The sequence below is a fragment of the Tsukamurella paurometabola DSM 20162 genome (assembly GCF_000092225.1).
Classification (GTDB): Bacteria; Actinomycetota; Actinomycetes; order Mycobacteriales; family Mycobacteriaceae; genus Tsukamurella; species Tsukamurella paurometabola.
This window is the reverse complement of record NC_014158.1, coordinates 2818216-2832641: the sequence shown is the minus strand read 5'-3', so window position 1 is coordinate 2832641 and position 14426 is coordinate 2818216. Positions and strand designations below refer to the sequence as shown.

Here is a 14426-nt window from a genome sequence, read left to right as displayed (position 1 = left end):
TCCTGTCGAAGCGGCGCGATACGTCGGACCCCTCTGCCACCATGGGGCCATGGCACTCACCGCATCGGAGAAGCAGCACTTCCTCGCAGAACCGCACGTCGCGGCGTTTTCCATCGCGGAGCAGGGCCGCGGCCCGCTTACCGTGCCGGTCTGGTACGCCTACGAACCGGGCGGCAAACCGTGGATCACGATCAGCCCGCACTCCCGGAAGATGCGCGCGATCAGTGATGCCGGACGGTTCTCGCTCATGGTCGATACCGTCACTCCTCGCACCATGTACGTCACCGTGGAGGGCCCCGTCTCAGAGTTGCGTCCCTCGACGGACGAGGAGATCTACGCCATGGCCGCCCGATACCTCCAGGGCGCTGAACTCGACGGCTACCTCGCGTTCGCCGACCAATTGGGGGAGCACGCCACCGTGGTGCTCGAACCCGAGCACTGGCTCGGCGCCGACCTCACGATGTAGCGCCCGCACGTCGGTTGTCGGGAAAGACGAAACCGGCCGCCGGGAAGATCCCGACGGCCGGCCTCTGGAGTGGAGCTCAGTACTTGCCGAACGCCAGCGCCACGTTGTGGCCGCCGAACCCGAAGGAGTTGTTCAGCGCGTAGTTGATCTCGCCCTTGCGTGCCTCGCCGTGCACCACATCCAGATTGATCTCCGGATCCTGGTTCTCGAGGTTGAGCGTGGGCGGGATGACGCCATCGCGGATGGAGAGCACCGTCAGTGCTGCCTCCAGCGCGCCGACCGCGCCGATCGAGTGGCCCAGTGCACCCTTGGGTGCATAGACCGCCGCGTCGGTGCCGACGACCGCGTTGATCGCCTTCGACTCCGCCGCATCACCGATCGGCGTCGCCGTCGCGTGCGCGTTGATGAAGTCGATGTCCGACCGCGAGAGGCCGGCCGTCTCCATCGCCCGCTTCATGGCGCGAGCGGCACCGCCGCCCTCCACATCCGGCGACACCATGTGGTAGCCGTCGGAGGTGATGCCGGCGCCGAGGAGGCGGGCGATCGGTGTGGCGCCGCGTGCCAGGGCGTGTTCCTCGGTTTCGATGATCATCAGGGCCTGGGCTTCGCCGAAGACGAAGCCGTCGCGGTCCTTGTCGAACGGGCGTGATGCCGCGGCCGGATCGTCGTTGCGGGTGGAGAGGGCGCGCATCATCGAGAACGGTGCGATGACTGGGCTGTCGATGCGTCCTTCGATGCCGCCGCAGACGGCGATGTCGGCGTCGCCGAGCACGATCTGGCGCCAGGCGTGGGCGATGGCCTCGTTGCCGGTGGAGCAGGCGGAGACCGGTGCGATGGCTCCGGCGCGGGCGCCGATTTCCAGTGCCGAGACGGCGCAGGCGCCGTTGGGCATGGACATCTGGACCGCGAAGGGGGAGACCTTGCGGACGCCGTGATCGCGCAGTGCGTCGACGGCTTCGACCATCGATTCGCCGCCGCCGAGGCCGGTGCCGACGACCGCTGCGAGGCGGGCCGGGTCGACGTCGGGTCGGCCGGCCTTGTCCCACAGGCGCTTGGTCATCACGTGCGAGGCCTGCTCGACGTAGGACATGCGGCGCTTGGAGACGTGCTGTTTGCTCACGTCACCGGCGTACTTGCGGTCCGGACGTTCGGGCACCTCGGAGGTCGGATCCTCGAGCAGCTGCCCGCCGAAGCGGACGGGCAGGTCGGGGATCTGCACACCGATGAAATCGCCCTCGAGCGGACGGATACCACTCTTGCCGTCGAGCAGACCACTCCAGGTCGACTCGGTATCAGTGCCGATGGAGGTGGTCAGCTCGATGGCTGTGACGACGACGCTGGGGAACTGTCCGCCAAGCGTCGAGAAATTCCTCAGCGAAGGCACGTCTTACTTGTTCTTCTCGGCCTCGTACTTGCCCTTGAGCTCGGCCGCCAGATCAGCGTTCTCGGCCTCGAGCTTCTGGATGTAGGCAACGGCGTCGCCGACGGTCTTCAGGCCCGCGAGATCCTCGTCCGGCACCTTGACGCCGTACTTGTCCTCGAGCTGCACGGCGATCTCAACCATCGACAGCGAGTCGATGTCCAGGTCGTCGATGAAGGCCTTGTCGGGGGTCACCTCGGAAGGCTCGATACCGGTGACCTCCTCGATGATCTCGGCGATGGCGGCGACGATTTCGTCCTGGCTGGTGGCCACAGTGGGTCCCTTTCCTTGAGTGACCCGACCCGCGATACCGCGGAGACGGGAGTCTTGATGGTGCGACGGCGAACGCCGCTGGCTGGACGGTACCGGTCGGCACCGTCGGTGGTCTGAGTCGTTGCTAGCGTGCGGCGACGAGCAGCTCGGCCAGATCGGCCGGGGTCTTCACGGCGACCTGCGGCACGCCCTTGAGCTCGCGCTTGGCAATGCCCACCAGGGTGCCGGCCGGGGGCAGCTCGACGACCGTCGAGACCTCGGCGGCGCGCATGGTGGCGGTGCAGAGGTCCCACCGCACCGGCAGCGTCACCTGCGCGATGATCTGCGACAGCGCGGCCTCGCCGGTGGTGACGGGCTGACCGTCCCGGTTCGACAGCAGCGTGAGCTGCGGATCACGCGGGGTGATCTGGGCGGCGGCGGCCGCGACGGCCTCCTGGGCCGGGGCCATGAATGCGGTGTGGAAGGCACCGGCGACGGCGAGCGGACGCAGGCGCGCCTTCTCCGGCGCGTTGTCGGCCAGCTTCTGCAGGTTCTCGACAGCGCCCGCGGCCACGATCTGACCGGTCGCGTTCATGTTCGCCGGGACCAGGTCGTAGTCGGCCAGGCGCTGCAGGACCTCGGCCTCGTCGCCGCCGAGCACGGCGGTCATCGAGGTGGGGACCAGGGCGCAGGCGGCGGCCATCGCGCGGCCACGGATCGCGGCCAGGCGCACGGCCTCGTCGGCGGTGATGACGCCCGCCACCGCGGCGGCGGCGAGCTCTCCCACGGAGTGCCCGGCGACGATGGTGTCGGCCGGCTGGGCGCCCATCTGCTCGAACGCGAGCAGTGCGGCGGCGACCACGAGGGGCTGGGTCACGGCGGTATCGGTGATCTCGTCGGCCTCGGCGACGGTGCCGAGGCGGACCAGGTCGAGATCGGCGATCTCGGACCATGCGCGCAAACGGTCCACGGCAGCCGGCTGGTCGAGCCATGCCGTCAGCATGCCGGGCTTCTGGGAACCCTGTCCGGGGGCGAGCAATGCAATCACGTGTTCCAGGAAACACCGTGGGAACCTGAAAGGAAGGTGTTGTGGGCTGAGAAGCTTCCTCATGTCTTTTGTGGGGTTCCCACAAAAGCCCAGCTCAGCGCGCAGGGCCTGTTATCAGAGTGTTACCTGATACGGGGTTAGTTCAGTGTGACATCTGTGGTTCGGGCCATCGCAGCGGGGGTGAATCGCTCCGGATTGGCCGCCGCGAGCCGGCCGATCGTGGCCGCCACCCGGAGAACGAACGCGTCGCGGGGGTCCTGCGGATCGCGCCCCGTGATCTCCGCGATCTTCTTCAGGCGGTAGCGCACGGTATTGGGGTGTACGAACAGTTCGCGGGCGCAGGATTCGACGGCGCCGCCCGAATCGATGTAGGCGTCGAGGGTGTCCGACAGTGCCGATCCCGCCTCTTCGAGAGGCTGGACCAGGAGCTCGTACAAGGTGCGACCGGCATGCGTGTCACCGATCAGGGCGCGTTCCGGAAGCAACTCCCAGCTGTGCACGGGGCGAGGTGCTCCCGGCCAGCCCGCGACCGCGTTGACGCCGGCGATCGCCTCGACCGCCGAGGCATGCGCATCCTCCAGCGTGGGTGTGGTGTGACCGATCACGACCGGCCCGTCGGCGAAGTGCCGCATCAGGGCCTCCGTGAACGGGTGCCCACTGTCGAGTGCGCCGCTGGCGATGACCACCAATTTGGTCCCCTGGACAACCGCGAGCGCCGACCGGCCGTGTGACCGCGCCGTATCGTGCACCGATCCGGCGACCGAGACGTTCTGATCCGGTGGGGGCGAACCGACCACCACGGTGGCCGTCGCCACCGGGTCCCAGTTCAGGGCAGCGGCGCGGGAGAGGAGATTGGCGCCGGTGTCGCCGCGGACCACCGCGTCGACCACCAGCGCCTCCATCCGCGAATCCCACGCGCCACGCGCCTCCGCCGCCGAGGCGTAGATCGCAGCGGCGCCGAAACCGATCTCGCGGCCGTACCGGAGTACGGCCTCGGTCAGCGCGATCAGCTGATCCTCGTTCCGGGCGAGCAGCGGCAGCCACTTCTCGAAGAACTCCATCGCCACCCGGACCATCTCGACGGTCTGCAGCAGCGACACCCGCCGGGCCAGATCCTGCGGGACCGACTGGAACGCGGCCACCGTGTACTCCGACTCGTCCGGGTTCTCGATCCACTCCGCGAAGTTGACCACCGCCGTCTGGACGATCAGCTGGATCGACGCCCGCTGGTTCGCCTCGAGATCGGCGAAATAGGGGAGTTGGACCTCCATGGACCGCACGGCCTCCGTCGCGACGCGGCCCGAGTACTGGCGGATCCGGGAGAGGATCGCTTCCGGGAGCACGTCGCGAGGCTCGGGGCGCTTCCTGGTGAAGCTGCCCTTGCCCGGTTTCCCCGGAAGGGGGAACGAGCCCGTATCGGCGGTCATGGATCCCTAGGCTACGCCGGGGTCCGACGTCTGCTTCGGCGCGGCGAGCACGTCGTCGATCCGGTACCGCTTCGCGGCCTCCGCGGCGACGGAGAAGTCGAGCTCCCCGTCCCGGGCGAGTGCCAGCAGAACCCCTACGACGATCGACTGCGCGTCCACGTTGAAGTAGCGACGCGCCGCCGGCCGGGTGTCGGAGAAGCCGAAGCCGTCGGTGCCCAGGGTGAGATAGGTGCCGGGAACCCACGCACGGATCAGGTCCTGGGTGCCGCGCATGAAGTCCGATGCCGCCACCGTCGGGCCCTGGGCATCGGCGAGCACCTTGGTCACGTGCGGCGTGCGAGCCGGCGCCGCCGGATCGCGCAGCGCCGCCTTCTCCGCCTCGATGCCGTCCCGGGACAGCTCCACCCAGCTCGTGACCGAGTAGACCGATGCATCCACGCCCCATTCCTGTGCGAGCAGTTCCTGCGCGACCAGGGCATCGGGCATCGTCACACCGGACGCGAGGATGCTGGCCTTCCTCGCGTGCCCCGCCGATGCCGGACGATAGAGGTACATCCCCTTGAGCAGACCCTCGACGTCGAGGTTCTCCGGCTCGGCCGGCTGATGGATGGGCTCGTTGTACACGGTGACGTAGTAGTAGATGTTCTCCGGGTTCTCGCCGTACATCCGGCGCAGGCCGTCGATGACGATGTGCGCGAGCTCGTAACCGAAGGCCGGGTCGTAGGCGACCACGGCGGGATTGGTCGAAGCCAGGACGTGACTGTGACCGTCGGCGTGCTGCAGTCCCTCACCGGTCAGCGTGGTGCGCCCAGCGGTGGCGCCGAGCACGAACCCGCGGGCCATCTGATCGGCCGCGGCCCACAGGCCGTCGCCCGTGCGCTGGAAACCGAACATCGAATAGAAGATGTACAGCGGGATCATGGGCACGTCGTGCGTGGCGTAGGAGGTGCCGACGGCGGTGAACGACGCCGTGGATCCGGCCTCGTTGATGCCCTCGTGCAGGATCACGCCCTGCGGGTTCTCCTTGTAGGCCAGCATCAGCTGCGCATCGACCGATGTGTAGGTCTGTCCCAGGCGGTTGTAGATCTTCAGCGACGGGAACCAGCTGTCCATGCCGAAGGTGCGGGCCTCGTCGGGAATGATCGGGACGATGCGGTGCCCGACCTCGGGGTCGCGCAGCAGCTCCTTGAAGATCCGGACCACCGCCATTGTGGTGGCCACCTGTTGCTTACCGGAGCCCTTGCGCATCACATCGAGCGCGGTGATGTCCGGCGTCGTGAGTGCCTGCGCCTCGGTACGGCGGGCGGGCAGGAAGCCGCCGAGCGTCTTGCGACGCTCCAGCATGTACTGGATCTCCTTCGACTCCGGTCCGGGGTTGTAGTACGGGGGAAGGTAGGGATCCTTCTCCAGCTCCTCGTCGGTGATCGGGATGCGGAGCTCGTCGCGGAACTGCTTGAGATCGTCGAGCGTGAGCTTCTTCATCTGGTGCGTGGCGTTACGGCCCTCGAAGTTGTGGCCCAGGCCGAAGCCCTTGATGGTGTGCGCCAGGATCACGGTGGGCTGGCCCTTGTGTTCCATCGCCGACTTGTACGCGGCGTACACCTTGCGGTAGTCGTGACCGCCACGCCGCAGGCCCCAGATCTGCTCGTCGGTCATGTCCTTGACCAGTTCCTTGGTCCGCGGATCGCGGCCGAAGAAGTGCTCACGGACGAAGGCGCCGTCGTTCGCCTTGAAGGTCTGGTAGTCGCCGTCCGGCGTGGTGTTCATGATGTTCACCAGCGCGCCGTCGCGGTCCTTGTGCAGCAGCTCGTCCCACTCGCGACCCCAGATCACCTTGATCACGTTCCAGCCGGCACCGCGGAAGAAGGACTCCAACTCCTGGATGATCTTGCCGTTGCCCCGCACCGGCCCGTCGAGTCGCTGCAGGTTGCAGTTGACCACGAAGGTCAGGTTGTCGAGGCCCTCGGTCGCGGCGATCTGAATCTGGCCGCGCGATTCGGGTTCGTCCATCTCACCGTCGCCCAGGAACGCCCAGACGTGCTGATCCGACGTGTCCTTGATGCCGCGGTCGTGCAGGTAATGATTGAAGCGCGCCTGCATGATCGCGTTCATCGGGCCCAGACCCATCGACACCGTCGGGAACTCCCAGAAGTTCGACAGCAGACGGGGGTGCGGGTACGAGGGAAGGCCCTTGCCCTTGTCCTCGTGCGACTTCTCCTGGCGGAAGCCGTCCATCCGCTCAGCCGGGATACGGCCTTCGAGGAACGCGCGGGCGTAGATGCCGGGGGAGGCGTGACCCTGAATGAACACCTGGTCGCCGCCGCCCGGGTGCTCCTTGCCCCGGAAGAAGTGGTTGAAGCCCACCTCGTACAGCGCCGCCGAGCTGGCGTAGGTGGAGATGTGCCCGCCGACGCCCACGCCGGGGCGCTGGGCGCGGTGGACCATGATCGCGGCGTTCCATCGGATCCAGGCGCGGTACCGGCGCTCGATCTCCTCGTCGCCGGGGAACCACGGCTCGAGATCGGTGGGGATGGTGTTCACGTAATCCGTGGACGTGAGCGACGGGATCGACACCCGGTTCTCGCTGGCGCGCTCCAAGAGTCGCAGCATCAGGTAGCGGGCGCGGGCCGGCCCGTGGGTGGCTATCAGGTCGTCGAACGACTCGAGCCATTCGCCGGTCTCCTCCGGGTCGATGTCCGGAAGGTAGGACGCCACCCCCTCGCGGATCACGCGGACCCGGTCCGGGCGACCGTCGTTCGACGGTGCGGGTCCCTGTCCCGATGATGCGGGTGCCGGGGTGGAGGCGGTCGGGTCGGTCACGTGTGCTCCTCACGGGTCGCGAGCGCGTAATTAGGGGGTGCGGTGTGTCGCAGGTCCCATCCTGCCGCAATCGGAAGTTACTCAACAGTTGAAAACCGGTAGCCGATTTCGGCGTACCACTTGCGCAAGTTCGGCATAGCGGGTCTGCTGTAGGGCAGCGATACCGTAAGTTCGGTATCGACTGAATCGAGAACGGCGGCAGCCCGCCGCCGTCCACGGCCTGAAGGAGGCTCCCACCGGTGTCCACGAATGGGTCATTCGCCCAGAAGATGGGCCTGCAGCCCGGCAACATCGTGCAGGAGATCGGTTGGGACGAAGACACCGACGACGATCTGCGGCTGTCCATCGAGGAGCTGATCGGCGGCGAGATGCTCGACGAGGACACCGATGAGGTCGTGGACGTGGTCGTGCTGTGGTGGCGCGACGACGACGGCGATCTCGTCGATACGCTCATGGATGTGATCACCCCGCTGTCCGACGACGGCTACGTGTGGGTGTTGAGCCCGAAGACGGGACAGGACGGGCACGTCCAGCCCAGTGAGATCGCCGAGGCCGCTCCTACCGCCGGACTGACCCAGACCTCGTCGACCAACCTCGGTACGTGGATCGGCTCACGGTTGGTGCAGCCGAAGTCCGGTCGCGCGGCGAAGCGGTGACTGACCTGCCCGAAGGTCCGCTGCCGGTCGGCAGCATCGCACCCGATTTCACCCTGCGCGACCAGAACAACCGGCCCGTCTCCCTCTCCTCGTACCGCGGTGAGAAGAACGTGCTGCTGGTGTTCTTCCCGCTCGCGTTCACCGGAACCTGTGAGAGCGAGCTCGGCGGGATCCGCGATTCGCTGCAGCTGTTCGAGAACGACGATGCTGCCGTCATCGCGATCTCGGTGGGGCCTCCGCCGACCCACAAGGTGTGGTCCGGTTCGCAGGGCTACCTGTTCCCCGTGGTCAGCGATTTCTGGCCGCATGGGGCGGTCTCGCGCGCATACGGCGTGCTCAACGAGAAGAACGGTTACCCCAATCGCGGCACCTTCGTCGTCGACCGCGACGGGGTGATCCGATTCGCCGAGATGAACGAGCCGGGCGTCCCGCGCGATCAGTCGCTTTGGGAACACGCGCTCGCTGCGCTAGCCTCTACCGGTCGGCGCGTGTAGCTCAGTTGGTTAGAGTCCCGGTCTTACACACCGGTTGTCGGGGGTTCGAGTCCCTCCGCGCGCACTTCTGATACCGGATCGGCGCAGCTCATCGACCATGCGGTGATTCACTCCCACAACGCGGCCCGTGCCGACCAGGGGAATTCGTCCGCGGTAGCGGTCGCTGCGCGGCCCGCGCTGACGGCGGCGTCCTCCGCCCGGGCATGCGGCGAGATGATGTCGATGATCGTCTCGGCTGTCCGCTGGTCATCGGCGTCGTTGTCCGACACGACGATTCCACGGCACCGCCGGTCGCCGAGGCTTTCGTGGGGGTGCTCGATCGACCACTGCTCCGTGAGAGTCGGATCGTCCCGGGAATCGACGAACTCGACACGGGAACCGACGCCGAGTGCGGCGCGGATCGCAGCGCGGACCCGGGGCTCGTCGAAGGGGCGGATCAACACCGTGACCAGGGGGTCGTGCGCATTCATGGGGTGACGGTATCGATGTCGAGGGGACCGGTGCATCGGGGATCGCCCGGAAATCCGGGATCGGATACCGGCAGATCGAGACGCCACTCGGTGATGTCAGATGCGGGTGCGAGAGTGAGGCATGACCACACAGCCGGGCTACGACGCGCTTGCCGATCAGTACGCCGATATGTTCACCGGTGCCTATCAATACCCCATCGAGCAGTACGCGATGGCCGCGTTCGTGGACCGCATCGGTGCTGATCGCGATGGTGTCGTACTCGATGTCGGGTGCGGTATCGGCCACGTCGCCGGGGATCTGTCGCGGCGGGGGCTCACGGTCCTGGGCGTCGAGCCGAGCGTCGCGATGCTAGGACACGCCCGCAGGGCGTACCCGGACATCGCCTTCGTCGAGGGCGACGCGTTCCTGGCCGCGGTGCCCGCCGAGCAGGACATCGCCGCGATCCTCGCACGGTTCAGCCTGATCCATGTCGATCCGCCGACGGTCGCTGCGATCCTCCGCAGCTGGGCGGAGCGGCTCGATACCGGTGTACCCGTGCTGATCGCCACGCAGGCCAGTGACGAACCGGGCGAACCGGTCCCGTTCGATCACGCCGTCGCCCCGGCATGGCGCTGGCACCCCGACCGGCTGGCGCGAGTTCTCGGCGAGAACGGATTCGATGAGGAGTGGCGGATCGTGTACCGCGACGCCGGATACCGGTTCCCGATGGTGCAACTGCTCGCGCACCGCCGGTGAGGATCATCGGTCGCGATAGGTCTCCAGCAGGCGCAGCCACACCTCGCTGATCGTCGGGTAGGCGGGAACCGCGTGCCAGAGCCGATCTATCGGTACCTCGCCGACGACGGCGATCGTGGCGGCGTGCAGGAGTTCCGCGACCGCCGAACCCACCAACGTGGCGCCGAGCAGTACGCCTCGCTCACCGTCGACGATCATCCGTGCGCGTCCGGCGTATCCGTCCGCGTACAGGCTCGCCCCGGCGACCCAGCCGAGGTCGTAGTCCGCGACCGTCACCGAGTGCCCCGCTGCGCGGGCCGCGGCCTCGGTGAGGCCGACCGAGGCCACCTCCGGATCGGTGAACACCACCTGCGGTACGGCGGTGTGGTCCGCGGTGGCGGCATGCGTACCCCACGGACCGTCGCAGACCTGCTCGCCGTTCGCCCGTGCGGCGATCACATCACCGGCGGCGCGGGCCTGATACTTGCCCTGATGGGTGAGCAACGCACGATGGTTCACATCGCCCACTGCGTACAGCCAGTCGAATCCGTCGACGAGCATCGTCTCGTCGACGCTGAGCCACGAACCCGGTTCCAGCCCTACTGATTCGAGCCCGATGTCCGCGGTGCGTGGGCTGCGGCCGGTGGCCACCAGTACCTCGTCGGCGACGATCGAGCGGCCGTCGGAGGTCTCGATGGTCACCTCCTCGCCCGCGCGGGTGACCCGGCTCGGTGAGGTGCCGAGCAGCACTTCGACGCCCTGCTCCCGCAGGGCATCGCCGACGAGTGCGCCGACGAAGGGCTCCATGTTCGCGAGGAGGCCACTGCGCACCACCATGGTGACGGTCGAGCCCAGAGACGCGTAGGCGGTGGCCATTTCGGCTGCGACCACCCCGCCTCCGATCACGGCGAGGCGGCCCGGGACCTGCTTCGCGCTGGTCGCCTCCCGGCTCGTCCACGGCCGGACGTCGCGGAGCCCGTCGACGGGCGGCACGGTGGCATCGGTGCCGGTGGCGACGACCACCGCATGGCGGGCGGCGAGCGTGGACTCGGTGCCGTCCGCAGCGGTGACCGTCACGGTCTTCGGCCCGGAGAGCCGACCACGGCCGCGGATCACGGAGATCCCGGCGCCCTCTGCCCAGCCCACCTGCCCTTCGTCAGACCAATCGTGCACCACTGTGTTCCGGCGTGCGAGCACCGCGATCGGGTCGACGGTGCCGATGACCGCTTCGGCGGCGCCGCGTACGCGCCGCGCCTCGGCGACCGCTTGGCCGGGGCGCAGCAGGGCCTTCGACGGCATGCACGCCCAATAGGAGCATTCTCCGCCGACCAGTTCGCTCTCGATCAGGACGGCGCTGAGTCCGCCCCGCACCGCACGATCGGCCACGTTCTCGCCGACGGGACCGGCTCCGATCACGATGACGTCGTAGGCGTGTGCACTCATGGCTTCACCGTACGCGCGCTCGGGATGTCGGCCGACGGTTCATCGGCTACGCGCGTGCGAGACGGCGACTACGGCTGGTACATCGATAGCCCGTGCTGCAACGGTCAGATCTTGACGGATGCCCGTGACCGGCCGCAGGCCGTTCTGAACAAGGGAGGCCGCCGCGCACGCCGTCTCCGGCCGATCGTGGACGAGCTCGATGCCCGCTTCCGCGCGGTCACGACGGTCTATCCGCACGCATGGCGGACGGAGCCGTGGTGGCACCGCAGATTGCCTCACGTATAGGCGCACACTTCGATCAGGAATCGAGAAGCGGCCGGTGGGCGGCCGTCGTAGCGTCATCGCCATGACAAGCTCACCGACCCCGATTCGATCCGTCACGCTGGAGGTCGCGGACACCGCCGACGCGCAGGACTTCTACGCCACCGCCATCGGCCCCGACGAGCGCATCCGCTTCGCCGAGGCCACCCCGGACACCGCCGGGTTCCGCGGCTTCGTGCTCTCGCTCGTGGTCGCGGAACCCGCGGTCGTGGACTCCTTCTACGACGCCGCGATCGCCGCGGGTGCGCAGTCCACGAAGCCGGCGCAGAAGTCGCTGTGGGGCTACGGCGGGGCCTTCCGCGCGCCCGACGGAACCGTGTGGACCATCGCGAGTTCGTCGAAGAAGAACACCGGTGCCCCGCTGCGGGTGATCGATGATCTGGTGCTGCAACTCGGCGTGGACGATGTGGCGGCCACCAAGAACTTCTACACCGACCACGGGCTCAGCGTGGCGAAGTCCTTCGGCCGCAAGTACGTCGAGTTCGAGTCTTCGCCCGGCTCGGTGACGCTCGCGCTCTCGGGCCGGAAACTGGCGGCCAAGAACGCGGGCGTCGCGCACGAGGGCGGCGGTGCGCATCGGCTGCGGATCGACGGAGCCATCGGCCGGGCCACCGATCCCAACGGCTTCGCCTGGTCGTAGTAGCGTCGTCGCTCGTGAACCGGTCCGCTGAACTCGCGCTCGGCGTGCTCGCCGACGAGGTCTTCGGTGATCCCCGCAGCTACCACCCCGTCGCCGGATTCGGTACGGCCGCGGTCGCAGTCGAGCGGGTGATGTACGCACCCTCGAAGGTCCGAGGCATCGCGTACACGGCGATCCTCGTGGGCGGTGCGACCACGCTCGGCTACGCACTGCGGAACGTTCCCGGTGCGACCGCACTCGGTACCTGGGCGGTGGTCGGCGGGGCGGGGCTGCGCGGGGTGGGATCGGACCTGGGGCGGCATCTGGAAGTCGGCGACGACACCGCCGCGCGCGGGCTGCTCCCGTCGCTGTGCGGCCGGGACCCGTCGGTGCTCGATGTCGCCGGGATGGCCCGTGCGGCCACCGAATCCGTGGCCGAGAACACCTCCGACGCCGCGGTCGCGCCACTGTTCTGGGGTGCCCTCGCCGGGCTGCCGGGGCTGCTCGGGTACCGCGCCGCGAACACCCTGGACGCGATGGTCGGCTATCGCAACGACCGCTATGCCGACTTCGGGTGGGCCTCGGCGCGGCTCGACGATGCGCTCAACTACCTGCCCGCCCGGCTCACCGGCGCGGTCACCGTGGCGGCGGCACCGGTGGTCGATGGCGCACCGTCGGACGCGATCCGGGCCTGGCGCAACGACGCCGCCAAGCACCCGAGCCCGAATGCGGGAGTCGCGGAGGCGACCGCCGCGGGGGCGCTCGGCCTGCGACTGGGCGGACGCACGCAGTACGCCCACGGCGTGGAACAGCGGCCCACCTTAGGTGATGGCCGGGCCCCCGGACCGGGCGACCTGGCGCGGGCCGCGGCGTTGTCGCGCACCGTGGAACTCGGTGCGCTGGCGGTGACTATCCTCGCCGTCCGTATCGGTCGGCGAGCCTGGCGGCGCGCGCGGCTTCGGGACTGACCGCCTCGGGTGCGTCCGGCTGATCGGCGTCCGGCTCGCCGGGCTCGGCCGGTGCGGCAGTGGTTCCGGCCGCGATCACGGCGCGGTCCTCACGTCGGCGCCGCAGTTCCGCATACACGAAGTAGCCCAACGCGAGCGGCGCCATCACGCCGAACGCCAGCCACTGCAGACCGTACGAGAGGTACGGCCCGGCGTCGAGCATCGGCAACGGCACCGGTGCCAGCCCGCCCGGCTGATTCTCCGTGAGGTTGAGATACCCCGGCGCGAAGGTGATGCCCTGGGCGGGCCCGATGGCGCGCGGATCGATCGCGTACACCTGCAGATAGCTGCCTTCGACGCGTGGCCCGCGATCGGCGGAGGTGGTCTCCGGTGCGCGGATGCGGGCGACCACCGTCACCACGTCCGATGGCGCCGGTGCGATGTCCGGGATCACGCCGCCCGTCGGGGTGCGGACGAAGCCGCGGTCCACGAGGTAGGTGGCGCCGTCGTTCGCGGCGAACGGCACCAGTACCTCGTACGCCGGGTTGCCGTCCTGATTGCGGAGCCGGGCCAGCGACTGCTTGTCGACCAGGTACCGGCCGGTGAGTGTGACCTTGCGCCACTCCGCGTCCTTGGGCACCTCGGTGCGGCCGCCGAGCAACTGCGCGGCCGGTACGGGATCGGCATTGACCGAATCACTGATCTGCTGGTTGCGGTGACTCGTCGACGAGTTCTTGTTCAGTTGCCACGGCGCGAGCACCGACCAACAGAGAGCGGTGAATGCGAGCACCGCCACCGCGAGGGCGATCCAGCGCGGCTGGAAGACCACCTTCACCCAGTTAGGCATGCCGGCGGGTCCATTCGATCAGGCCCGGCATCGCGGCCTCGACCTGCGTGAGGGTCTGCCGGAAATCGTCCAGGTCGCCGTAGTACGGATCGGCGACGCTCTCCGTCGGCGCGTCGGGGTCGAAGGCGCGCAACAACTCCAGGCGCTCCGCGGGCACCCCGAGGCCGCGCAGCGGCTCGACGTGCGATCGGTGCAGGGCGACCACCAGATCGGCGCCCAAGTGATCGGCGGTGACCTCGGCAGCGGCGTGATCGGTGGGGTAGCCCGCCTCGGCGAGGACAGCGCGGGCCCGGTGATCCGCCGGGTCGCCCTCGTGCCAGCCGCCGGTGCCGGCGCTGGTGACGCGCACCCGGTCGGCCAGTCCCGCTTCCGCCACCGCACGCTCGTACACGATGCGGGCTATCGGAGACCGGCAGATGTTGCCGGTGCACACGAAGGTGACATGCAGCGGGGTATTCACGCCTCCATCTTGCCCGAAGGC

15 protein-coding genes and 1 tRNA gene are annotated in these 14426 nt (G+C 68.5%); 7 read left to right on the top strand and 9 right to left on the bottom strand.

The window, feature by feature from the left end:
• Window positions 1-49 precede the first annotated feature (49 nt).
• Window positions 50-466, top strand: coding sequence for a pyridoxamine 5'-phosphate oxidase family protein (locus tag TPAU_RS13640; protein WP_013127339.1), 417 nt, complete (start codon window positions 50-52; stop codon window positions 464-466).
• A 76-nt stretch (window positions 467-542) separates the two neighbouring features.
• Here TPAU_RS13640 and TPAU_RS13635 read toward each other — a convergent pair whose 3' ends face one another.
• The 5 genes from TPAU_RS13635 to aceE form a co-directional block, all read right to left on the bottom strand.
• Window positions 543-1850, bottom strand: coding sequence for a KasA/KasB family beta-ketoacyl-ACP synthase (locus TPAU_RS13635; RefSeq protein ID WP_013127338.1), 1308 nt, complete (start codon window positions 1848-1850; stop codon window positions 543-545).
• A 3-nt stretch (window positions 1851-1853) separates the two neighbouring features.
• Window positions 1854-2159 carry a meromycolate extension acyl carrier protein AcpM gene (gene acpM / locus TPAU_RS13630; protein ID WP_013127337.1) on the bottom strand — a complete coding sequence of 102 codons (306 nt, stop codon included), beginning with the start codon at window positions 2157-2159 and terminating at the stop codon, window positions 1854-1856.
• Between the two features lie 124 nt (window positions 2160-2283).
• Window positions 2284-3186 carry an ACP S-malonyltransferase gene (locus tag TPAU_RS13625; protein WP_013127336.1) on the bottom strand — a complete coding sequence of 301 codons (903 nt, stop codon included), beginning with the start codon at window positions 3184-3186 and terminating at the stop codon, window positions 2284-2286.
• Window positions 3187-3323: 137 nt separating this feature from the next.
• Window positions 3324-4613 (bottom strand): PucR family transcriptional regulator, encoded by a 1290-nt coding sequence (locus TPAU_RS13620; RefSeq protein WP_013127335.1) that lies wholly within the window; start codon window positions 4611-4613, stop codon window positions 3324-3326.
• Window positions 4614-4619: 6 nt separating this feature from the next.
• On the bottom strand, window positions 4620-7433 hold the full coding sequence (gene aceE / locus TPAU_RS13615; protein WP_013127334.1) for a pyruvate dehydrogenase (acetyl-transferring), homodimeric type: 2814 nt from the start codon (window positions 7431-7433) through the stop codon (window positions 4620-4622).
• A gap of 269 nt (window positions 7434-7702) precedes the next feature.
• Between aceE and TPAU_RS13610 the strand changes: the two genes are divergently transcribed.
• The 3 genes from TPAU_RS13610 (at window position 7703) to TPAU_RS13605 (ending at window position 8647) form a co-directional block, all read left to right on the top strand.
• The gene (locus tag TPAU_RS13610) at window positions 7703-8089 is read left to right on the top strand and encodes a DUF3052 domain-containing protein (RefSeq protein WP_049825849.1); all 387 of its coding nucleotides are present in this window, start codon (window positions 7703-7705) and stop codon (window positions 8087-8089) included.
• Window positions 8086-8583, top strand: coding sequence for a peroxiredoxin (locus TPAU_RS21970; protein WP_013127332.1), 498 nt, complete (start codon window positions 8086-8088; stop codon window positions 8581-8583). Before TPAU_RS13610 ends, TPAU_RS21970 begins: the two co-directional genes overlap by 4 nt.
• Window positions 8574-8647 (top strand) — tRNA-Val (locus TPAU_RS13605). Before TPAU_RS21970 ends, TPAU_RS13605 begins: the two co-directional genes overlap by 10 nt.
• A gap of 43 nt (window positions 8648-8690) precedes the next feature.
• On the opposite strand, the gene TPAU_RS13600 is transcribed toward TPAU_RS13605, so the two are convergent.
• Window positions 8691-9053, bottom strand: a complete 363-nt coding sequence (locus TPAU_RS13600) for a hypothetical protein (RefSeq protein WP_013127331.1) — start codon at window positions 9051-9053, stop codon at window positions 8691-8693.
• Between the two features lie 121 nt (window positions 9054-9174).
• Here TPAU_RS13600 and TPAU_RS13595 point away from each other — a divergent pair, with 121 nt between their 5' ends.
• Complete coding sequence (locus TPAU_RS13595) at window positions 9175-9789, top strand: class I SAM-dependent DNA methyltransferase (RefSeq protein WP_013127330.1); 615 nt, start codon at window positions 9175-9177, stop codon at window positions 9787-9789.
• Window positions 9790-9792: 3 nt separating this feature from the next.
• Here the strand turns inward: TPAU_RS13595 and TPAU_RS13590 are convergent, their stop codons facing one another.
• Window positions 9793-11211 carry a dihydrolipoyl dehydrogenase family protein gene (locus TPAU_RS13590; protein WP_013127329.1) on the bottom strand — a complete coding sequence of 473 codons (1419 nt, stop codon included), beginning with the start codon at window positions 11209-11211 and terminating at the stop codon, window positions 9793-9795.
• Window positions 11212-11557: 346 nt separating this feature from the next.
• Between TPAU_RS13590 and TPAU_RS13580 the strand changes: the two genes are divergently transcribed.
• The gene (locus TPAU_RS13580) at window positions 11558-12172 is read left to right on the top strand and encodes a VOC family protein (RefSeq protein WP_013127328.1); all 615 of its coding nucleotides are present in this window, start codon (window positions 11558-11560) and stop codon (window positions 12170-12172) included.
• A 14-nt stretch (window positions 12173-12186) separates the two neighbouring features.
• On the top strand, window positions 12187-13119 hold the full coding sequence (locus tag TPAU_RS13575) for a cobalamin biosynthesis protein (protein WP_013127327.1): 933 nt from the start codon (window positions 12187-12189) through the stop codon (window positions 13117-13119).
• On the opposite strand, the gene TPAU_RS13570 is transcribed toward TPAU_RS13575, so the two are convergent.
• Together TPAU_RS13570 and TPAU_RS13565 are read right to left on the bottom strand one after the other, a co-directional pair.
• On the bottom strand, window positions 13061-13945 hold the full coding sequence (locus tag TPAU_RS13570; RefSeq protein ID WP_013127326.1) for an SURF1 family cytochrome oxidase biogenesis protein: 885 nt from the start codon (window positions 13943-13945) through the stop codon (window positions 13061-13063). The genes TPAU_RS13575 and TPAU_RS13570 overlap by 59 nt on opposite strands.
• Window positions 13938-14405, bottom strand: a complete 468-nt coding sequence (locus tag TPAU_RS13565) for a low molecular weight protein-tyrosine-phosphatase (protein WP_013127325.1) — start codon at window positions 14403-14405, stop codon at window positions 13938-13940. The genes TPAU_RS13570 and TPAU_RS13565 overlap by 8 nt, the downstream gene beginning before the upstream one ends.
• Window positions 14406-14426 lie beyond the last annotated feature (21 nt).